The sequence below is a fragment of the Streptomyces sp. NPDC034670 genome, assembly GCF_055574875.1.
In genome coordinates this window covers 24,516-45,416 of sequence record NZ_JBVITR010000026.1, presented here as the reverse complement: position 1 = coordinate 45,416, position 20,901 = coordinate 24,516, and the positions used below count along the sequence as shown (strand labels likewise).

The window sequence follows — 20,901 nt, the reverse complement described above, 5'->3', positions numbered from 1 at the left end:
CGCACGTCGATAGTGCGGTTAACTAATGACCGTTACACGATCACCGTGACGGGCACCCCGCGGCATGCGGGACAATGGGGGAATGCCCGCGTCCACGTCCACGCACCCGACGAACCCGACCCTGCGGATCGGCCCGCACACGGTCCGGCCGCCCGTCGTGCTCGCCCCCATGGCGGGCATCACCAACGCGCCCTTCCGCACGCTCTGCCGGGAGTTCAGCGGGGGCAAGGGACTGTTCGTCAGCGAGATGATCACCACCCGGGCGCTGGTCGAACGCAACGAGAAGACCATGCAGCTGATCAGGTTCGACGCGAGCGAGACACCGCGTTCGATCCAGCTGTACGGCGTCGACCCGGCGACCGTCGGCAAGGCCGTCCGCATGATCGTCGAGGAGGACCTCGCCGACCACATCGACCTCAACTTCGGCTGCCCGGTCCCCAAGGTGACCCGCAAGGGCGGCGGCTCGGCCCTCCCCTACAAGCGGAACCTGCTGCGCGCCATCCTGCGCGAGGCGGTCGCCGGGGCCGGGGACCTGCCGGTGACGATGAAGATGCGCAAGGGCATCGACGACGACCACCTGACCTACCTGGACGCCGGGCGGATCGCGGTCGAGGAGGGCGTGCGGGCCGTCGCGCTGCACGGCCGCACCACCGCCCAGCACTACGGCGGCACCGCCGACTGGGACGCCATCGCCCGGCTGAAGGAACACGTCCCGGAGATCCCGGTGCTCGGCAACGGCGACATCTGGTCGGCCGGGGACGCGCTGCGGATGGTGCGCGAGACGGGCTGCGACGGAGTCGTCGTGGGCCGCGGCTGCCTCGGCCGGCCGTGGCTGTTCGCGGACCTGGTGGCGGCCTTCGAGGGACGCCCCGACGACCTCGCGCGCCCCACGCTGCGCGTGGTCGCCGACGTCATGGTCCGGCACGCGACCCTGCTCGGGGAGTGGATCGGGGACGAGGCGCGCGGGGTGGTCGACTTCCGCAAGCACGTCGCCTGGTACCTGAAGGGCTTCGCGGTCGGCTCGGAGATGCGCAGGCGGCTCGCGGTCGCCTCCTCGCTGGCGGAACTGCGGTCCGGGCTGGACGAACTGGACCTGGACCAGCCCTGGCCGGCCGGCGCGGACGGTCCCCGCGGCCGTACGTCCGGCAACAACCGGGTGGCGCTGCCGGACGGCTGGCTGAAGGACCCGTACGCGTGCGCGGGCGTCGGCGAGGACGCCGAACTCGACACGTCCGGCGGCTGACCGGCACCGCCCGGACCGCGGGGCTCCGCCCCGTGCGGAGCCCGCGCGCACGGCTCCCGATCCGCACGGTCGCACGCGTACGGCCCCGCTCCCTGGGGAACGGGGCCGTACGGGGGCCGGACCGCTCAGGCCGCCGGCTGCGGCGGGGCCGCGTCGTCCTCGGGACGCTCGGGGTGGCGGCGCAGGTGGACGACGGCGCCCACCAGGCCGCCCCAGACGATCACGATGGCCACGATCAGCATGATGATCGCACTCGTCGACATCAGTTCTTCCCCCCTTCGGGTGCGTCGGAGCCGGAACCGGAGCCGGTGCCCACCCCCGCGGCGGAGACCGGACCGGCCTCCGCGGCCGCTTCGGAGTCGGCGGAGCGCCAGGGCACCAGGCTGAGGACCACGCCGACGAGCAGCGCCCCCGCGGCGACGCCCCAGCCCGCCCAGAGCAGGAACTCCGTCGGGTAGCCCTCGTAGTTCTCGGCGAACTCCGCGCGCAGGCTGTCGACCATCATCCAGCCGAGCACCAGCGGGGTGACGATGCCGAGGCAGACCAGCCACCAGCGGCCGACCCGCATCGTGGAGACGTCGTTGGCGTGCTTCTGGAAGGCGGGCAGCCGCCGCAGCACCCAGCCCACGAGGACGAGCGAGGCCAGCGCGGCGAGCACGATGCCGTACTGGTTGATGAAGTGGTCCGCCGCGTCCAGCAGGTAGATGCCGCTGTCGGTCGGGAAGACGAGGACCGACACCAGGGCGACGGCCCCGCCGACGCCCAGGACCGCCGGGACCCGGCGCATGCCGGTGCGGTCCTGCACGGCGGCGATGACGACCTGCACGATGCTGATCAGCGAGGTGAGGCCGGCGATCACCAGCGAGGTGAAGAACAGCACGCCGAACAGCGTGCCCATCGGCATCTGGGAGATGACCGTCGGGAACGCCACGAACGCCAGGCCGATGCCGGAGCTCGCGACCTCGTTCACCCCGACGCCCTGGGCCGCGGCCATGAAGCCGAGGGTGGCGAACACGCCGATGCCCGCGAGGATCTCGAAGGCGCTGTTGGCGAAGCCGGCGACCATCGCGGTGCCGGTGAGGTCCGAGCGCTTCTTCAGGTACGAGGCGTACGTGATCATGATGCCGAAGCCGATGGACAGCGAGAAGAAGATCTGGCCGTACGCGGCGACCCACACGCTGCCGTCGCCGAGCGCCGACCAGTCCGGCCGGAACAGGCCGTCCAGTCCCGCGGCGGCACCGTCGAGCGTGAGCGCGCGCACGACCAGGACGACGAAGAAGAGCACCAGCAGCGGGATGAAGAACTTGTTGGCCTTCTCGATCCCGTTGCGGATGCCGAGCGCCAGGATGACCAGCACGACCACCCAGACCGCGAGGAGCGGCCAGAGCACCCCGTCCACGTAGGACGACATGACGCCGGGCTTCTCGGCGGCCTGGAGGAAGTCGCCGAAGAAGAAGGCGTTGGCGTCGTCGCCCCACTGCTCGCCGAAGGAGTAACCGATGTAGCGCACCGCCCAGGCGAGGATGACGGCGTAGTAGGCGGCGACCACGAAGCAGATCGCGACCTGCCACCAGCCGATCGCCTGCGCGGGTCTGGACAGCTTGCGGAAGGCCGCCGGGGGCGACTTCCGGAATCGGTGGCCGATCGAGTACTCGAGGATGAGCAACGGGATGCCGGCGGTCAGCAGCGCGACGAGGTACGGCAGGAGGAAGGCCCCGCCGCCGTTGTCGTAGGCAACGGCGGGGAAGCGCCAGATGTTGCCGAGGCCGATCGCCGATCCGATCGCGGCGAACAGGAAGCCCGCGCGGCTTCCCCACTGCTCACGGGAAGGACTGGACATGATCACGGTTCCTTGGTCTTTTCTTGCGTAGCGCGGCACGCTAGCAACAAGAACGCCTGGCGAACAGGGGTCGTCGCATAACGGTCACGCCCGTCGCCGCCGGGCCCGGCGGGCGGTGTCGTCCAAGGTCACGGCCGGGTCGCGCGGCCGGCCGGGCCGGGGTCGCCGCTCCCCTCCCCGCCGGCCGTCCGCGGCGGGGAGGCCAGGGCCTTTCGCTCGGCTCGGGCCGGGCTCGCGGGGGCCGGCCCGGTTCAAACGAAAGGCACTAGCCGCCGGCCGGGTGCGGAACGGAACCGTAGGCCTTCAGGAAGCGGTCGCGGAACGCGTCCATCCGCCACACCGGCGCGTCCTCGGCCGGCCGCAGGCCCTCCGTCCACTTCCAGTCGGCGATCTTCTCCAGCACCTCCGGGTCCTTGGCGACGACCGACACCGGCACGTCGCGGCTCGCGCGGGGGCCGCTGACCCGGGCGATGGGCTGGTGGTCGCCGAGGAAGACCAGGACGGTGTCGTCGGTGCCGTAGCGCTCGAGCCACTGGAGGAGGCTGGTGACCGAGTACTGGATCGACCGGCCGTACTCCCGCCGGGACTCGGTGGTGTCGGCGATGACGTCGGCGGACTTCCGCCCGTTCTTCTCGATGGCGTCGAAGACCGAGCCGTCGCCGATCTCGTCCCAGCCGACCAGCTCGGGGATCGGCGCCCAGGGCTGGTGGCTGGAGGTCAGGATGACCTCCGACATCAGCGGCCGGTCGCGCTCGCGGCCGTGCTCCAGGCGCTGGAAGGCCTCCAGGGCGTACTGGTCGGGCATCGTCGACCAGCTGAACTTCGGGCCCCGGTACCCGAGGTCGAAGGCGTCGTAGACCTTGTCGAGCCCGTACCACTTCGCCTCCGGCCAGGCCTTCTGCACGCCCGGCATGACGCCGACGGTGTCCCAGGCGCCGGTTCTGCGGAACGCCCCGGTGAGGGTGAGGCGGTCGCCGGCGGTGACGGTGCGGTAGCGCTGCTGGTTGTCGATCCACAGGCCGGACAGGGCCGTGGAGTGGCCGAGCCAGCTGCTGCCGCCGAAGGTCGACGAGGTGAGCCAGCCGCTGCGGGCCCGGTAGCCGGCCCGCGCGAGCGCCTCGGTGTGCGTGTCGAGGGTGCGCCTCACGCCGGGAGCGATGAGGGGGTCCTCGACGGCGGTGCGGCCGTAGCTCTCGATGAAGGCGAAGACGACGTCCTTGCCGCGCAGGTCCGGGAGGAGCTGCGCGGGCGGGGTGGCCCCGAAGGCGTCGGCCCGCGCCTCCTTCGCGAACGCCGCCTCGTCGCGCAGGGTGTCCGCGACCCGCTCGGCCTGCGCCCGCATGGCCTTGGCGGCACGGTCGGAGGCGACCGGCACACCGGAGATCTGCAGGCCGAGGGCGGTGCAGGTGATCCACACGGTCGCCGCCACCAGCGCGCCCCGGGTGGCGCGGGAGCGGTGCCGGGCCAGCAGGTTGCCCAGCCGGACGGCGGCCAGCGCCGGGAGGGCCACCAGGAGCAGGGCGAGGAGGACCGCGCCGACCGCGGCCGCGGTGGCGGCCGTGCCGCTCACCGAGTCCTCGACGTACGCCTGGGCGTCGTCGAGCAGTTCCCAGTCGAGGACGACGTTGAAGCGCCGGCCCAGGTACTCGACGAACCCCATGTCCAGCAGGTTCAGCACGGCCAGGACGCCGATGCCCGCCCCGTACAGCGCCGCCGCCGCGATCCGCGGGCGGCGCGGCAGGGCGAGCAGCAGCACGGCCCCGACGATCGCCTCGGCGGGTATCCGCAGGAACTGGCCCGGACGGAGCGCGGCGACGGTGTCGGGCAGCAGCAGGGCGCCGACGAGGAGGACGGCGGAGAGGACGTGCACGCCCCGGCGGGCGGCGCGCGCGGCGGCCGGGTGCGCGCCGCGCACGTCCGCGAGACGGGTGCGCGGACGGCGGAGGAGGGAGGGGCGGGGGACCGCGCAGGGAGGGGGCGCCGCGGACCCGGACCCGGACCCGGTGCCGGCGCCGGACCCGGTTCCGGTGCCTGTGCCGGACCCGGTTCCGGCCCGTGGTTGCTCGTCGGTGTCCGGTGTCCCGGTTCGTGGTTGCTCGTCGGTGTCCGGTGTCCCGGTTCGTGGTTGCTCGTCGGTGTCCGGTGTCTCGGTTCGTGGTTGCTCGTCGGTGTCCGGTGTCCCGGCCTGTGGCTGCTCGTCGGTGTCCGGTGTCTCGGTTCGTGGTTGCTCGTCCGCGTCCGGTGTCCCGGCCTGCGGCCGCTCGTCCGTGCCCGGCTTCTCCGTCTCCTCGCTCCTCCCGTTCTCTTCGGTCTTCCGTGCCGGTCGGCGCAAGCGTGAGGAGCCAGGCACCCGGAGGTCCTTCCGTACCCGTGCGGAACTCGGTCGATGCGGCGGACCCGGCGTGGGGGTCCGGGTCCGCCGCCGTTCCGTACGGGCGCGTGGGCCGATGTGTTCAGTCCGCCGGGGTTCCGGTGGCTCCACCCGCCCCGGCGCACGTCCGCATCGTGGGATCGGGCTCTCCGCACCGGCGTGATTCTCGCCACCCTTGATAGGGGATCCGCTCATATGAGCGGATCATGGGTGGCTGCACTTCTCAAAGTCTGGCACTCAGTGCCACCTCGCGATCGTTCATCGGGCGAAATCAGAGGTGCGAGTTGCTGCTCATCTGAGCGGTCGAGTGGGCTTGAGGGCGATGCCTGTCTTCAAGAAGTGAAAACATCCGGCCATGTCGGCTTGGCCAAGCTTTGACTTTCGATCCGCTGGCAGGCGACCGGTTACGGGCCCATGACTCACAGGTGGACGTACCCAGACGCCTTTGAACTGGGTATGTTCCTCGCCGTCAGGGCAGCCACCGCGTCCTCGAGGAGTCGAGACCCGTGTCGGAAAACAAAGATCATCATGGAGCTCAGCCGGGCGCGAGCGTTGAGGGCGTGAAGTTCGTCTACGACTTCACCGAGGGCAACAAGGACCTCAAGGACCTGCTCGGTGGCAAAGGGGCCAACCTCGCCGAGATGACCAATCTGGGCCTTCCCGTCCCGCCCGGTTTCACCATCACCACGGAGGCCTGCAAGGTCTACCTGGAGAGCGGCGAGGAGCCGGCGGCACTGCGTGACGAGGTGAGCGCGCACCTCGCCGCCCTCGAGGAGAGGATGGGCAAGAAGCTCGGGCAGGCCGACGACCCCCTCCTCGTGTCGGTCCGCTCCGGGGCCAAGTTCTCCATGCCGGGCATGATGGACACCGTCCTCAACATCGGCCTCTCCGACAAGTCCGTCCAGGGCCTGGCCGAGCAGGCCGGCGACGACCGGTTCGCGTGGGACTCCTACCGGCGCCTCATCCAGATGTTCGGCAAGACCGTCCTCGGCGTCGACGGCGATCTCTTCGAGGAGGCGCTGGAGGCGGCGAAGGCGGCGAAGAAGGTCACGGTCGACACCGAGCTGGAGGCCGCCGACCTCAAGAAGCTCGTCACCAAGTTCAAGAAGATCGTCAAGACCGAGGTCGGCCGGGACTTCCCGCAGGACCCGCGCGAGCAGATGGACCTCGCCATCAAGGCGGTCTTCGACTCCTGGAACGGCGACCGCGCCAAGCTCTACCGCCGCCAGGAGCGCATCCCGCACGACCTGGGCACCGCCGTCAACGTCTGCTCCATGGTCTTCGGCAACCTCGGCCCGGACTCCGGCACCGGCGTCGCCTTCACCCGCGACCCCGCCTCCGGCCAGCAGGGCGTCTACGGCGACTACCTGCAGAACGCCCAGGGCGAGGACGTCGTCGCGGGCATCCGCAACACGGTGCCGCTCGCGGAGCTGGAGCGGATCGACAAGAAGTCGTACGACCAGCTCATGCAGATCATGGAGACCCTGGAGAACCACTACAAGGACCTCTGCGACATCGAGTTCACCATCGAGCGCGGCCGGCTGTGGATGCTGCAGACCCGCGTCGGCAAGCGCACCGCGGGCGCGGCCTTCCGCATCGCCACCCAGCTGGTGGACCAGGGCCTGATCGACGAGGCCGAGGCGCTCACCCGCGTCAACGGCGCCCAGCTCGCCCAGCTGATGTTCCCGCGCTTCGACGAGAACGCCAAGGTCGAGCAGGTCGGGCGCGGCATCGCGGCCTCCCCGGGCGCGGCGGTCGGCAAGGCGGTCTTCGACTCCTACACCGCCGTCAAGTGGTCCCGCTCCGGCGAGCAGGTCATCCTGATCCGCCGCGAGACCAACCCCGACGACCTCGACGGCATGATCGCGGCCGAGGGCATCCTCACCTCGCGCGGCGGCAAGACCTCCCACGCGGCCGTGGTCGCGCGCGGCATGGGCAAGACCTGCGTGTGCGGCGCGGAGGAGCTGGAGGTCGACACCAAGCGCCGCCGGATGACCGTCCCCGGCGGGCACGTCGTGGAGGAGGGCGACCTGATCTCCATCGACGGCTCGACGGGCAAGGTGTACCTCGGCGAGGTCCCGGTCGTCCCGTCCCCGGTCGTGGAGTACTTCGAGGGCCGGATGCACCCGGGCGCCGACGACGCCGACGAGCTGGTCGAGGCCGTGCACCGGATGATGGCCTTCGCCGACCGCAAGCGCCGGCTGCGGGTGCGCGCCAACGCCGACAACGCCGAGGACGCGCTGCGCGCCCGCCGCTTCGGTGCCCAGGGCATCGGCCTGTGCCGCACCGAGCACATGTTCCTCGGGGACCGGCGCGAGCTGGTGGAGCGGCTGATCCTGGCCGACACCGAGGACGAGCGCGAGGAGTCCCTCAAGGCGCTGCTCCCGCTGCAGAAGCGGGACTTCGTCGAACTGTTCGAGGCGATGGACGGCCTCCCGGTCACCATCCGCCTGCTCGACCCGCCGCTGCACGAGTTCCTGCCCGACATCACCGAGCTGTCGGTCCGGGTCGCGCTGGCCGAGTCCCGGCAGGAGCCGCACGAGAACGACCTGCGCCTGCTCCAGGCGGTGCACCGCCTGCACGAGCAGAACCCGATGCTGGGGCTGCGCGGCGTCCGTCTCGGCCTGGTCGTCCCCGGCCTGTTCACCATGCAGGTGCGGGCCATCGCCGAGGCCGCGGCCGAGCGCAGGGGCGCCAAGGGCGACCCGCGCGCGGAGATCATGATCCCGCTGGTCGGCACGGTCCAGGAGCTGGAGATCGTCCGCGAGGAGGCCGACCGGGTCATCGCCGAGGTCCAGGAGGCCACCGGCACCGAACTCAAGCTCGCCATCGGCACGATGATCGAGCTGCCGCGCGCCGCGCTGACCGCCGGTCAGATCGCGGAGGCGGCGGAGTTCTTCTCCTTCGGCACCAACGACCTCACCCAGACGGTGTGGGGCTTCTCCCGGGACGACGTGGAGGCCAGCTTCTTCACGGCCTACCTGGAGAAGGGCATCTTCGGGGTGTCACCGTTCGAGACGATCGACAAGGACGGCGTGGGCTCCCTGGTGAAGCTCGCCGCCGAGGCCGGCCGCAGGACCCGGCCCGACCTCAAGCTCGGCGTCTGCGGCGAGCACGGCGGCGACCCGGAGTCGGTCCACTTCTTCCACGAGGTCGGCCTGGACTACGTCTCCTGCTCCCCGTTCCGCATCCCGGTGGCCCGCCTGGAGGCCGGCCGCGCGGCGGTCACGTCCACCGGGAGCGACCACCGCTAGCCCTTCGGGGCGCACCGGCCCCGGAGCCGTTGCCTGTCACCCGACCACCCTCAACCGATCGGCAACGGCTCCGGATCACGAAAGGGGGGGCGGCGCCCGTGCGGGGGCGCCGCCCCACCCGCGTCTCCGCCGTCTTTCCGCCTCGTCCGCGACGGCGTGACGGGTCCTTCACAGCCGAACCGCAACTTGTCCCCCATCCGGAGGGCCGGGTGGGCGAGAATGTCCGGTCCTGTCGGAGCCCGAGGCACGGAAGCGGTGGGTATGGAGCGGACGGAGCAGGCGGCATCGGCGGCGGCCGGCGAGGCCGGGGGCCGGACGGCCGGGGGCGTGATGTCGCCCGAAGTGCCGTCGCGTCCCGTCCTCGTGCTGCGGACGGGCGCCGCGGCCCCACCGGCCGCCCGCGGCGACCGGCTGGCCGCGCTGGACGGGCTGCGGTTCCTCGCGGCGCTGGCCGTGGCGCTCTTCCACTTCGTCGGCCAGACCCCCGGGACGATGCAGTTCATCTGGGGCCGCCCCTACCAGGAGGTCTTCCCCGAGGCGAACGCCTACTTCGCCTTCGGCCGGCTGGGCGTGGACCTGTTCTTCCTGATCAGCGGTTTCGTCATCTGCATGAGCGCGTGGGGACGCACCCCGCGGGACTTCTTCATCTCCCGCGTGACCCGCCTCTACCCGATGTACTGGGTGGCGATCGCGGTGTCGGCCAGCGTCATCTACCTGCTCGACACCCCGTTCGGGAACCCCCACCCGCAGATGCTGTTCGCCAACCTCACGATGCTGCAGACCCCGCTCGGCGTGGACAACCTGGACTCGGTGTACTGGACGCTGTGGCCGGAGCTCTGCTTCTACCTCACCTTCGCGGTCGTGGTGTGGAAGGGCCTCACCTACCGGCGCGTGGTGATCTTCTGCGGGCTGTGGACGATCGCGGCGGTGCTGGCGCCGACGGCCGACCTGCCGCTGCTCACGCTGCTGGCCAACCCGGTGTCCGCCCCCTACTTCATCGCGGGCATGGCGTTCCACCTCGTCCACCGTTTCCGTTCGACGCCGCTGCTGTGGGGCATCGTGGTCATGTCGTGGCTGCTGGCCCAGCACTTCCTGCTGACACCCCACGGCGGCCGCAACGACTGGGACGCCTGGGCGCCGTGGCGCGGCTGGCCGATCCTGGTGACCACGGTGTTCTTCCTGCTGATCGCCGCCATCGCGCTCGGCTGGACCAGCCGGATCCGCTGGCGCTGGCTGACGGTGGCGGGCACGCTGACCTTCCCGCTGTACCTGCTGCACAACGTGATCGGCGTGACCGTCGCGCACCGGTACGGGGACCGGGTCGACCCGTGGGTGCTGGTCGGGCTCACGGTGACGGGCCTGGTCGTCCTGTCGTACGTCGTGCAGCGGTTCGTCGAGCGCCCGATCGCGGTGGCCGTGCGGCGCCGGCTGAGCAGCGCCGAGTTCGGCCTGAAGCCGCCGGCCCCGCGCCGCCGCTGAGCGGACGGACGGCAACGGCTCCGCATCACGGGGAACGGGGCGGCACCCGTGCGGGGGTGCCGCCCCCGCCCGTGTCCCGGCGCGGGGTCAGTGGGAGGCGCGGCGCCGGCGCACCGCGAGCGTCACGCCGCCCGCGAGGAGCACGGCGGCGCCGCCGGTCGCGAGGTACAGGGTGGTGTTGCTGCCGCCGGTCTCGGCGAGGTCCGTGCCCTTCTCCCGCTCGCCGGTGTCGGAGCCGCTGTTCTCGGCGCCCGCCTCCGTCCCGGTGTCGGTGTCGATGTTCTCGTTGTCGTGCGGGGTGAAGTCCGCGGGCGGCTGGTCGCAGCCGATGCCGTCGCCGTCGCGGTCCAGGTGCTCGCCGTAGTGGTCGTCGCCCTGGGAGATGCTCTCGTACCCGTTGGCGTACGCCTCGGTGCAGTTCTTGAACGGGTGCTCGCCGTCGTGGGCCACGGCGGCGGTGGCGGGCAGGACGGCCAGGGCGAGGGCGGCGAGGGCCGTGGCGGACGGCGTGCGGAGCGGGTTCATGGAGAGGCCCCCAGATCAGGTGCGTGTGCGGGTGCTCGTTTGAGATCAAGAAGCTACTGAGGGGTTCGCCCTGTGGCGATAGCGCGGGGGGCTTGTGATGAAAACGTGACGTGATCGCGGGGTGGCTCTCCGCTACCTCCCCCGTCGTCACCGTTCCGTTACCGACGGTTCCGCCGCCGCCGTCGTCGTCCGACCGCCGTTCCGCCGCGACCCGGAGCGGTTCCCTCGCCTCGTGGGCGACGCCGCCCGCACCGCGTGGGCGACGCCGCCCGGCGGACTCCCGCCCGTCCCCCGCCGGCGGCCGCCGCCACCGCCGCGCGGGGGACCGGCGCCGGCGGGGCCGGCCGTGAGGGGCCGCGGGGGCCGCTCAGGTGCGCGGCTCCCACCGGAAGCGGCGGGCCGCGATCCAGGCGAAGACGCCGGTCCAGACGACGGCGAGCGCGCCCCTGGCCAGCGCCGCGCCCGCGGACAGCTCCCCGGTCCAGCCCGACCGCACGAGGTCGATCGTGGAGGACAGCGGCGCGAGGAGCAGCGCCTCGCCCAGCGCGTCCGGCAGCACCTCGCGGGGGATGTAGATCCCGGAGATCATCGGCAGGACGAAGAGCGCCGGGAGCGTGGCGACCAGGACCGACTCCACGGTGCGGCACAGCGCCGCCGTGGCGGCCGCCATCGCCGTCATCAGCGCGATGCCGGTCACCAGCCCGGCGACCGCGACGAGCGGGTGGCGGGGGGCCGCGCCGAACATCACCGACAGCACCACCGCCACCGTGACGATCTGCACCGTGCAGACCGTGGCGTACATGGAGGCGCCGCCGGCGAGGATCACCGGGTCGGACACCTCTCCGGTCCGCAGCCGCTTGAGGACGAGCTCGTCCCGCCGCGCGACGTACAGGCCGGTGACGGAGGAGTACAGGGAGAAGATCAGGAGGATCCCGGTGGCGGTGGACACCATCGAGGGGCCGAACGCGACTCCGTGCCGGGCGAGGTCCATCTGGTCCTGCACGAACTTCATGGCCATCAGGAGCATGACCGGGACGAGGAGCACGAAGACGTAGTTGGACTTGATGCGGTGGAACAGCTTCCACTCGATCCGGAACAGGGTGCTCGTGTGCCGCAGGGCGGGGTTGCTCATGCCGCGTGCTCCTGTCGCTGGGTGCCGTCGGCGCCGGCGATGCTGATGAAGGCCTCCTCCAGGGAGGCGGGCCGTGCGGTGAACCGGTCGAGGGTCACGTCGTGCTCCTCGGCCCAGGCGAGGAGGCGGGCGGCGTCCTTCTGCAGCTGCCCGGTGGTGACGGTCACCCGTCCGCCGGGTTCCCGCACCACTCCCGTCCCGCTGACGGGCAGGTCGTGCACCGACCGGCCGGCCAGCCCGAACGACAGCGTGGACGGATGGTCGGCCACGATCTGCGCGACCGTGCCCGAGGCCGCGATGCGCCCGCGGTGCATGATCGCCAGCCGGTCGGCGAGGGACTCGGCCTCCTCCAGGTAGTGCGTCGTGAGCAGGATCGTCGTCCCCTGCTGCCGGAGCTCGCGGATCAGCTGCCAGGTGGCACGGCGGCCCTCGGCGTCCATGCCCGCGGTGGGTTCGTCGAGGAACAGCAGGTCGGGGCTCGAGAGCGTGGCGACGGCCAGGTCCAGCCGCCGCCGCTCACCGCCGGAGAGGTTCTGCACCATCACCTCGGCGCGCCGGGACAGGCCGGTGAGTTCCAGGGCCCGTTCGACGGGGCGCGGCTCGGCGGTGAGCTCGGCCCACATCTGCACCGTCTCGCGCACGGTCAGATGGGAGATGAACCCGCCCTCCTGCAGCATCGCACCGCTGCGGGGACGGATCCGGGCGCGGTCGGCGACCGGGTCGAGGGAGCCGAACAGGCGGATGCGCCCGCGGTGCGGCGCGGCCAGCCCTTCCAGGAGTTCGACGGTGGAGGTCTTGCCGGCCCCGTTGGTGCCGAGGAGGGCGAAGAGCTCGCCCTCCTCGACGGTGAAACTGACACCGCAGACGGCGTCGAAGGCACTCCTCCCGCGCCCGTACCGGCGCCAGACGTCCTGGACGTCGATGCGACTGGTTTCCGCATCCGGCATGTCTCGCTCTCCCTTGAGTGTGGGCTGACGCGACGAAGATCCTGGCACGCACAGCCCCGCCGAGTGAAGGGCGGAAAGGATTTCACAATTAATTTTGAGCGAACCGGAGGCAGTGATTTGAGGTTCCTTTGAGCTTCCACTCGCTTTACCTGCTCTTAGGCTTGATCATGTCGGACATTGTGGGTGATCCTCGCCGAAAATCGGTGTCTTCACGTGGTGTGATCAAGCCTTGACTCGCCCCCGGGGCTGAGTTAGCTTCTTGCTCGCACAGGGCGGCCAAGTGTCGTTGGCCAGTGCACTGTTGGGGGCGTTGAACGGGGTACGGGGATCACGGCGGGCGGTATCGGCCATTTATGCGCCAAGCCTGCTCGTCACACTTCTTTAATCCTTCTTTGCGTCTTCATGGGGCTTGCCCTGTGTGCAGAAAACCTGTTGGAGCGCACCGCCGCAGGTGGTGGCGCAGTCGGTTGATCCTGGGCCAAGGAATTCCTCGCGCGTCACTCCGTTTGTGCAGCGCAACGGGGTTTTCCGCGGTCCGGCAATTTGTGGAGAGGAAATCATGCTCGTCGAAAAGGTGAACGCCAACACGTCGCTCGCGGGGATGCTGGAGCAGGGAGCCCCCGCCGGCGGAGCGGCCCCCGTGATGGCCACCCCGGCGCTGATCGCGACGCCCGTCATCGCCAAGGCCGCCGGTGCCGTGATCGGCGCCGGCGCCGTGACCGGTGCGGCCTACGTGGCCTACAAGGTCGCCACCGGCTGACGCCGACGGCCACCGCCTCCCGCGTCCCGGGAGGGAGTTCCCGGCGCCCGGTGAGAGACCGTGACCGCGCCGTGCACCACCCGCGGCCCGTCGTCCGGGCCGCACCAGGAGAACCCGGTTCTGGCAGGCAGTGATGGTGCCTGCCAGAACCGGCCCTCGTCCCACCTACCAGATCAACGGAGGAAACACAATGTCCGTGCTCGTCGACAAGGTCAACGCGGGTGCCGGTCGGATGACCGAGGGTCCGGTCGCTCCGGTCATGGCCACCCCGGCCGCCTTCGTGGCCGGCGTCGTGGCCGGCGCCAAGGCGTCCGCCATCCTCACGGCCGCCGCCGGCATCGGCGTCGCGGTGGCGAACGCCCAGAAGTAATCGGGCGCGGGCGGGGAGTCCTGCTTGTCCGGGGCTCCCCGCCCTTTCCTTGTCTCCGCCACCGCAACAGCCAAGCGATCAGGAACAGATCATGTTGTCACGTCTCCGCAAGGTGGCCGAGTCGGCATGCGCCAGGCCTCTCACCACCGCCGAGCGGCTCTCCGCCGCCACACATCTGCTGTCCAGTCTCGAGTACATGGTGCGCAGGACCGACCGGGAGCCGGGCGGACTGAACGACTGGACCCACACGAGGGCCCAGGTCCCCGCCAAGAGCAGGGCGATGCAGGCGGTCAGGGACTTCATCGCCCGTGAACCGGTCACCCAGGCCCTGCACGGCTCCCGCGCCCTGGCCGCGGCCGTGCTCATCTCACCGGTGAAGAGCAACAAGGTGCGGATGGCGGCCAACGCCTACCTGGCGGGCAGTCAGATCCTCGTGTACCCCCGGCACCTCTTCGGCACCGACGGCTCCGACCAGGTCTCGTTCCTGGTGCAGACCGCCGCCGCGCTCGGCCGCGCGGGCGGCACGGACGCCACCCGCAGCGCCGCCGTGCAGTTCATCGGCGCCCAGACGGTGCTGTCCTACGGAGCGTCGGGATGGGCCAAACTCCCCGGCGACGCCTGGCGTTCGGGCGACGCGCTGGTGAAGATCATGCGCACGCAGACCTACGGCGACGAGTGGTTCTTCAAGCAGCTCGACCGGTACCCGGCGGCGTCCCGCGCCGTCTGCCACGCGGTTCTCGCCCTGGAGTGCGGCTTCCCCCTGCTGCTCCTGCGGAAGGGCAAGTACATCGACGCCGGCCTTCTGGCGATGGGCGCCTTCCACCTGGCGAACGCCCGGTTCATGGGGCTGTCCCGCTTCGCCTGGGCGTTCGTGTCGACGTACCCGTCCGTGCGGGCGCTCGCCAAGGGCACCGGGGAGGCGGCGTGAACCCGCGCACCGCGATGACCTTCCCGAAGCTCACGACGGCCGGCCTGGCGGCGTGCCTGGCCGCGGGCCTGCTCCACCGGAGCTACGCCAACCTCGCCTCCCGCCGGGGGCACGCGGGTTTCGAGCAGCGCCGGCGGCGCTGCCGGAGCGGGAACATCGTCACCTACCACGTGCGGCGCGGCACGGCCGGAGGACCGACCCTGGTCCTCGAGGCCGGCCTCATGAACACCTCGGCCGCGTGGCTCCTGGTGGCCGACCACCTCGACCCCTCCGTCTCCGTGCTGCTGTACGACCGCGCCGGGTACCGCGCTTCCCTGCGCCGCTGCCCGGAGGACTACTCGCTCAACGAGTCCGTGAACGATCTGCTGGAGATCATCGAGGAGGGCGTGGGGACCGACGGGCCGTGCGTGCTGGCGGGGCACTCCCTCGGCGGCTACCTCGCCCACCGTGCGGCGGCGGCCGCCGGCGGCCGGGTCCACGGCCTGATCCTCGTCGACCCGACCCACCCGGGCGAGCTGCTGCACTCCCGCAAGCAGCGCGAAGGCTCCCGGGGCGTCAACCTGACGATGAAACTGGGCCCGTGGTCGGCGGCCTTCGGCGCCGGCCTGCTGATCGACAAGAAGGGCCTGTTCGCCTACGCCGAGGGCAGCCCGTACTACCGCACCCTGCGGCTCGAGGGCTCGGCCACCTCGACCTGGTACACCGCGCGGCGCGAATGGGACTACTCCTACGCGTTCATGCTCGACGGGGGCCGGCCCCTGGACACGCTGCACGTGCCCGTCTGGGTGGTGGCCGCGGAGTCCACGCTGCAGCAGACCCCCGAGCACGAGCAGCTGTACAAGGAGTACATCGCCTCGGGGACGGGCGGCCGGATCGTCACGGTCCCCGGATCCACCCACCTGTCGATCACCGGCGGCACCGCGCACGCCCCGCTCACCGCGCGGACGATCGAGGAGGCCCTGGCGGACATCACCGAACGCCCGCACGACGAGGACCGGCGACAGCCCGAGGAGGCAGCGTGAGCAGGACCGCGACGGTGATGGAGCGCGCGGTTCCCGCGGTGCTCGCCGGCTGGTTCGTGGCGTCGGTGCTGTCCCAGCACCCCGACCGCGGCTTCGACAAGATCCGCAAGGCGGACCGGACCGGCACCGGGATCGTGATCCCCAACTGGCGTTTCTTCGCCCCCACCCCCGCGGTGGAGGACCAGCACTTCCTGTACCGGCTCGCCAGCGCGGACAAGACGGAGCACACCCCGTGGCGGGAGGTGTACCAGATCGCCCCCCGCAGGCTGGTGCACGCCTTCTGGTTCCCCGGCCGCCGGATCGAGAAGGCCATCTTCGACGTCGCCTCGACCCTCGTGCACAACCCGGGCGCGATGACCCCGCTGCACGAGGAGGCCAAGAAGTCGGCCTACCGGCTCGTCAACGAATTCGTCCGGGCACGCCTGACCCCCGAACCGGGCTTCCCCCTGTTCCAGGTCATGCTCGTGCGCTACTCCGGCTTCGACCACAGCGAAGACCCCAAGTACGACCTGGTCTTCGACTACGAAGAGGTGAACCCGTGACCCTCGACGTGCAGTACGGCACCGCCGTCGCATCCGTCTACGACTCCCTGATAGCCCCCGCGATGCCCCTGGAGGAGGCCGTCGAACGGCTCCGTCCGCACGTCACCGGAGCACGCGTGCTGGAGATCGGCGTGGGCACCGGCCGCGTGGCCCTCCCGGTGGCGCGGCTGGCCCGCGAGGTGGTCGGCATGGACAACTCCCGGGCGATGCTGGACAGGCTCCGCGCCAAGGACGTCCCGGAGAACATGTCCCTGGTGGAGGCCGACTTCCGCCGGCCCCTGCCGCTCTCCGGCCGTTTCGACACGGCGTACTCCACCATGGGCTCGCTCGCCTGCGTACGCTCCCGCCAGGAGCTCACGACCGCGCTCGGACACGTCCGGGACGTGCTCGAGCCGGGCGGGACCCTGTCCCTGGAGTACTACGCGACCGCCGCGTACCTGCCCCTGGTGGACGTGCACACGGTCACGGTCCCCATGCCGCACCACGGCGGGACCACCACCTTCACCGTCGTCCTCGACGGGGACGTCCTCACCATGGACACCCTGGTCGAGGCGGACGGCGAGTCGGCGGTGAAGTTCAGCGAGCAGGTGCTCCTGATCGAGCGCGAGGACGTCGAGAAGTGCCTGGCCGAGGCCGGATTCGCCGTCGACCGCGTGTACCCGGCCGAGGCGTCCCAGCCCTACGACTGGTACGTCGCCCACCACACCCACTAGGAAGGCCGGCAGTGTTGACAGCAAGTCGTGTGACGTGGTTCGTCCTCACCTTCGCCCTCGTGTTGCCGGGCATGCTCATGATGTTCCGGGGCGGCGGCGAACCGGCCCGCTCGTGGACCCTGAGCCTGGTCTTCGCCGCCTGCGTCGCCGCGATGATCGCGATCGTCATCGGTAAGGGCAGGTCATGAACATTTCCGTGATCGTGCGCGGCCAGCGACTGCTGCTGGGCGTCGGCATCCTCCTCGGCCTGCTGGGCACGGCCGCCACCCTCCTGCAGCCGCTCCTCATCGGCGACCTGATCGAAGCGGTCGCGCTGGACGAGTCCGTGAGCGGGCCGATCGCGCTCATCGCCGCGCTCTTCGCCGCCGACGCCCTGCTGGCGGCGACCCACTTCTACCTGATCGGCCGCGCGGGCGAGAACATCGTCCTGGACATGCGCACCACGCTCACCGGGCGACTGCTCCACTCCCGGATCAGGGCCTTCAACGAACTCGAGCACGGCGACGTGTTCACCCGCACCGTCGCCGACACCTCCCTCGCCCGGGTCGCCCTGTCGTCGTCCGTGGCCCAGATCATCACCGCGGGATTCACCAGCGTGGGCTGCGTCGCCGTCATGGCGTGGATCGACTGGCGGATGCTCCTGGTCACCGCGGGCTGCCTGGCGACGGCCTCCGCGGTGGCCCTCGGACTGGCCCGGGCCGTCCGCAGGGCGGCCGTGGCCAACCGGGAGGACACCAGTGACTTCGGCTCCGGGCTGCTGCGGGTCCTCGGCGCCCTGACGACGGTCAAGGCCTCCCGCGCCGAGCAGCGGGAGGCCGAGCGCCTCGGAGCGCTCGCCGGCGCCGCGTGCGGCAGCGGCGTCCGGGTGACGCGGCTGTCGGCCATGCTCATGCCCGCCATGAACGTCGGCACCCAGGTCTCCCTCGCCGTGGTCATCACCTGGGGCATGGCCCGGACCGCCACCGGGGCCCTGCCCATCGAGGACCTCACCGCGTTCATCATGTACCTGTTCTACCTGGTGTCCCCGCTGGTGATGCTCTTCATGGCGCTCGGGGAGTTCCAGCAGGGCAGGGCCGCCATCGACCGGGTGCAGGAGCTGGCCGCGATCGAGCAGGAGACCACCGGGGGAGCCGCCGACGCCTTCGACGACTCCGCACCCGCCATCGAGTTCGACCGGGTCACGTTCACCTACGACCAGCACCCGGTGCCCGCCGTGCAGGACGTCTCGTTCTCCCTGCCCGCGGTCGGCGTGACCGCGATCGTCGGCCCGTCCGGCGCCGGCAAGACCACGCTGTTCCAGCTCATCGAACGCTTCCACGCACCCGACCGGGGCACGATCCGCGTCGCGGGCGGCGACGTCACCACCGTGCCGCTCGCCGACCTCCGGGGCCGCATCGGCCTGGTCGAGCAGGACGCCCCGCTGATGCGCGGCACCGTGCGGGACAACCTCGTCTACGCCCAGCCCGACGCCACCCCCGACGACATCGCGCGAGCGGTGGAGGCGGCCCACCTCACCGAGGTGATCGCGGCCCTGCCCGACGGCCTCGACACCGAACTCGGCGAGGGCGGCATCGGCCTGTCCGGCGGGCAGCGCCAGCGACTGGCCATCGCCCGCGCCCTGCTCGCCGAACCCGAGGTGCTCCTCCTCGACGAGGCCACCTCGAACCTGGACTCCGACTCGGAGACCGCCCTGCGGGACGCGCTCGCCACCATCGGCACCCGCTGCCAGGTCCTCACCATCGCGCACCGCCTGTCGACCACCATCGGCGCCGACCAGATCCTCGTCCTCGAGGAGGGGCGCCTGCGTGCCCGCGGCACCCACGCCGAACTGATGGACTCCGACACCACCTACCAGCGGCTGGTCAGGCAGCAACTCGCCCCCGCCGGAGCCGCTTCGTGACCGACGCGGCGATCGTCGGCACCGGGCCCAACGGGCTCGCCGCCGCGGTGACCCTCGCCAGGGCCGGGCTCCGGGTCGCCCTCTTCGAGAAGGCCGACACCATCGGCGGCGGTCTGCGCACCACGTCGCTGTTCGACAGCGACGTCCGGCACGACGTCTGTTCCGCCGTCCACCCGATGGCGGCCGCCTCGCCGTTCTTCCGCCGGTTCGACCTGCGGGCCAGGGGAGTGGAACTCCTGCAGCCGGACATGCCCTACGCACACCCCCTGCCCGGGGGCGGGGCCGCGGTCGCCTGGCGCGACCTCGCCCGCACCGCCGAGGGCCTGGGCGCGGACGGGCCCCGCTGGACCCGGCTCATGGCACCGCTGGTCGCCCGCTCCGGCGCGGTCGTCGACCTGGTGCTGTCCCACCAGCGGGCCCTGCCCGGGGACCCGGCCGCCGCGGCGCTGCTCGCGTCGCGGGTCCTGGCCCACGGCAGGGCCCGCACGCCCTTCACCACCGAAGCGGCGCGGGCGCTGCTGACCGGGGTGGCCGCGCACGCCGTGGGGAAGCTCCCCTCGCTGGCCTCGGCGGCGGTCGCCATGCTCCTGTCCCACACCGCCCACAGCAGTGGCTGGCCCCTCCCGGAGGGGGGAAGCGCCCGCATCGCCGACGCCATGGCCGCCGACATCACCGCGCACGGCGGCGTCTTCCACACCGGTCACCACGTCCGGGACCTGGCCGAACTCGGCGGCGTCCCCCTCGTCATGCTCGACGTCAGCCCCAAGGAGTTCCTCTCCATCGCCGGCCGGCGGATACCCTCCCGGTACGGACGCGCCCTGCGCCGCTACCGGTACGGACCGGGAGCGGCGAAGGCCGACTTCCTCGTCAGCGAGCCCATCCCCTGGGCCGACTCTCTTGTGGGGCAGGCCGGTACGGTGCATCTCGGGGGAACCCACGACGACATCGTCCGGCAGGAGGCGGCCACCGCCGCGGGCGACCGGGTCGCCGACCCCTTCGTGCTCGTCGTCGACCCGGCGGTCACCGACCCGTCCCGCGCGTCCGGCGGCAGACGGCCCGTGTGGGCGTACGCCCACGTGCCCCACGGCGACACCCGTGACCCCACCGACCTGATCCGCCGGCGCATCGAGGAGTACGCGCCGGGGTTCGGCGACACGGTCATCGCCTCCCGGGGGATCTCGGCGGCCCGGTACGAGACGTACAACCCGAACTACGTGGGGGGCGACATCGCCTCCGGCGCGATGACGCTGCGCCAGGCGCTCGCCCGGCCGGTGGCGCGCTGGGACCCGTACCGGACGCCGCTCCCCGGGGTCTACCTGTGCTCGTCGGCCACGCCTCCGGGGCCGTCCGTGCACGGCATGTGCGGATACCTGGCGGCCCGGTCCGCGCTGCGCACCCACCACGGCCTGCGCACCCCGCCCGACCTGGCTCCGGCGCCCGTCGGCGCCGGCCCCGTCGGCTGACCGCCGCCGGACCGGCCGCCGGGTGCGGCGGATCCGGCCACCGACTCCTGCGCTTGCGGCAGGGCACCACCTGGCGGCCCGACCAGCGGACCGACCAGTCTCCACCCACACCGAAAGGGGAAACAGCGTGAACGGCATCGACAAGGACACCCTGGACGAGGTCATCGCCAAGACCTTCAAGGAGGTCAAGACGGCCATCGACACGCACAGCGACAAGAGCCTCCACATGTACAGCCACGCGCTGCGGGCGCTGGTGGAGCTGCGGCAGCAGGTCCTCGCCGAGGAGCGCGCCGACGGCTGACCGCGGGGCCCCGCGCGGGGTCGGTCCCCGGCGCCCGGTCACGGGCCGGCGGCCGGCCCCGCGGCGTTCCGGCGCGGGCGGTGCGGCCCCGGCGGGGCGGACCGGTCCGGC

19 protein-coding genes are annotated in these 20,901 nt (G+C 71.7%); 13 read left to right on the top strand and 6 right to left on the bottom strand.

The features are described from left to right. Positions 1–82 precede the first annotated feature (82 nt). Complete coding sequence (gene dusB, locus ACZ56B_RS18690) at positions 83–1,243, top strand: tRNA dihydrouridine synthase DusB (RefSeq protein ID WP_468791200.1); 1,161 nt, start codon at positions 83–85, stop codon at positions 1,241–1,243. Positions 1,244–1,368: 125 nt separating this feature from the next. On the opposite strand, the gene ACZ56B_RS18685 is transcribed toward dusB, so the two are convergent. From ACZ56B_RS18685 to ACZ56B_RS18675, 3 genes are all read right to left on the bottom strand, one after another. After that, complete coding sequence (locus tag ACZ56B_RS18685; RefSeq protein WP_468791198.1) at positions 1,369–1,506, bottom strand: methionine/alanine import family NSS transporter small subunit; 138 nt, start codon at positions 1,504–1,506, stop codon at positions 1,369–1,371. Next, a complete protein-coding gene (locus tag ACZ56B_RS18680) occupies positions 1,506–3,083 on the bottom strand; it encodes a sodium-dependent transporter (RefSeq protein WP_468791196.1) in 1,578 nt (525 codons plus the stop codon). The genes ACZ56B_RS18685 and ACZ56B_RS18680 overlap by 1 nt, the downstream gene beginning before the upstream one ends. A 265-nt stretch (positions 3,084–3,348) precedes the next feature. Then, positions 3,349–4,998, bottom strand: coding sequence for an alkaline phosphatase family protein (locus ACZ56B_RS18675; protein WP_468791194.1), 1,650 nt, complete (start codon positions 4,996–4,998; stop codon positions 3,349–3,351). Positions 4,999–5,960: 962 nt separating this feature from the next. Here ACZ56B_RS18675 and ppdK point away from each other — a divergent pair. Next, positions 5,961–8,708 carry a pyruvate, phosphate dikinase gene (gene ppdK, locus ACZ56B_RS18670; RefSeq protein WP_468791192.1) on the top strand — a complete coding sequence of 916 codons (2,748 nt, stop codon included), beginning with the start codon at positions 5,961–5,963 and terminating at the stop codon, positions 8,706–8,708. A 261-nt stretch (positions 8,709–8,969) separates the two neighbouring features. Next, the gene (locus ACZ56B_RS18665; protein WP_468791190.1) at positions 8,970–10,187 is read left to right on the top strand and encodes an acyltransferase family protein; all 1,218 of its coding nucleotides are present in this window, start codon (positions 8,970–8,972) and stop codon (positions 10,185–10,187) included. An 87-nt stretch (positions 10,188–10,274) separates the two neighbouring features. Here the strand turns inward: ACZ56B_RS18665 and ACZ56B_RS18660 are convergent, their stop codons facing one another. From ACZ56B_RS18660 to ACZ56B_RS18650, 3 genes are all read right to left on the bottom strand, one after another. After that, positions 10,275–10,712: an excalibur calcium-binding domain-containing protein gene (locus ACZ56B_RS18660; protein ID WP_468791188.1), complete on the bottom strand. Its 438-nt coding sequence runs from the start codon at positions 10,710–10,712 to the stop codon at positions 10,275–10,277. 367 nt (positions 10,713–11,079) lie between these two features. Beyond that, the gene (locus ACZ56B_RS18655) at positions 11,080–11,844 is read right to left on the bottom strand and encodes an ABC transporter permease (protein ID WP_468791186.1); all 765 of its coding nucleotides are present in this window, start codon (positions 11,842–11,844) and stop codon (positions 11,080–11,082) included. Continuing rightward, complete coding sequence (locus tag ACZ56B_RS18650; RefSeq protein ID WP_468791184.1) at positions 11,841–12,791, bottom strand: ABC transporter ATP-binding protein; 951 nt, start codon at positions 12,789–12,791, stop codon at positions 11,841–11,843. Before ACZ56B_RS18650 ends, ACZ56B_RS18655 begins: the two co-directional genes overlap by 4 nt. A 559-nt stretch (positions 12,792–13,350) precedes the next feature. On the opposite strand from ACZ56B_RS18650, the gene ACZ56B_RS18645 reads away from it, so the two are divergent. From ACZ56B_RS18645 to ACZ56B_RS18600, 10 genes are all read left to right on the top strand, one after another. Further along, on the top strand, positions 13,351–13,551 hold the full coding sequence (locus tag ACZ56B_RS18645) for a hypothetical protein (RefSeq protein WP_468791182.1): 201 nt from the start codon (positions 13,351–13,353) through the stop codon (positions 13,549–13,551). A gap of 190 nt (positions 13,552–13,741) precedes the next feature. Continuing rightward, positions 13,742–13,921 carry a hypothetical protein gene (locus ACZ56B_RS18640; protein WP_468791180.1) on the top strand — a complete coding sequence of 60 codons (180 nt, stop codon included), beginning with the start codon at positions 13,742–13,744 and terminating at the stop codon, positions 13,919–13,921. A gap of 91 nt (positions 13,922–14,012) precedes the next feature. Next, positions 14,013–14,849, top strand: a complete 837-nt coding sequence (locus tag ACZ56B_RS18635; protein ID WP_468791178.1) for a hypothetical protein — start codon at positions 14,013–14,015, stop codon at positions 14,847–14,849. After that, the gene (locus tag ACZ56B_RS18630) at positions 14,846–15,871 is read left to right on the top strand and encodes an alpha/beta hydrolase (protein ID WP_468791176.1); all 1,026 of its coding nucleotides are present in this window, start codon (positions 14,846–14,848) and stop codon (positions 15,869–15,871) included. Before ACZ56B_RS18635 ends, ACZ56B_RS18630 begins: the two co-directional genes overlap by 4 nt. Next, positions 15,868–16,413 (top strand): hypothetical protein, encoded by a 546-nt coding sequence (locus ACZ56B_RS18625; RefSeq protein WP_468791174.1) that lies wholly within the window; start codon positions 15,868–15,870, stop codon positions 16,411–16,413. The genes ACZ56B_RS18630 and ACZ56B_RS18625 overlap by 4 nt, the downstream gene beginning before the upstream one ends. After that, a complete protein-coding gene (locus ACZ56B_RS18620; protein WP_468791172.1) occupies positions 16,410–17,126 on the top strand; it encodes a class I SAM-dependent methyltransferase in 717 nt (238 codons plus the stop codon). Before ACZ56B_RS18625 ends, ACZ56B_RS18620 begins: the two co-directional genes overlap by 4 nt. A gap of 14 nt (positions 17,127–17,140) precedes the next feature. Beyond that, positions 17,141–17,314, top strand: a complete 174-nt coding sequence (locus tag ACZ56B_RS18615; RefSeq protein WP_468791170.1) for a hypothetical protein — start codon at positions 17,141–17,143, stop codon at positions 17,312–17,314. Further along, the gene (locus ACZ56B_RS18610; protein ID WP_468791168.1) at positions 17,311–19,026 is read left to right on the top strand and encodes an ABC transporter ATP-binding protein; all 1,716 of its coding nucleotides are present in this window, start codon (positions 17,311–17,313) and stop codon (positions 19,024–19,026) included. The genes ACZ56B_RS18615 and ACZ56B_RS18610 overlap by 4 nt, the downstream gene beginning before the upstream one ends. Beyond that, positions 19,023–20,489, top strand: a complete 1,467-nt coding sequence (locus ACZ56B_RS18605; RefSeq protein ID WP_468791166.1) for a phytoene desaturase family protein — start codon at positions 19,023–19,025, stop codon at positions 20,487–20,489. The genes ACZ56B_RS18610 and ACZ56B_RS18605 overlap by 4 nt, the downstream gene beginning before the upstream one ends. 127 nt (positions 20,490–20,616) lie before the next feature. Further along, positions 20,617–20,790 carry a hypothetical protein gene (locus ACZ56B_RS18600; RefSeq protein WP_468791164.1) on the top strand — a complete coding sequence of 58 codons (174 nt, stop codon included), beginning with the start codon at positions 20,617–20,619 and terminating at the stop codon, positions 20,788–20,790. The last annotated feature ends 111 nt before the right edge of the window (positions 20,791–20,901 follow it).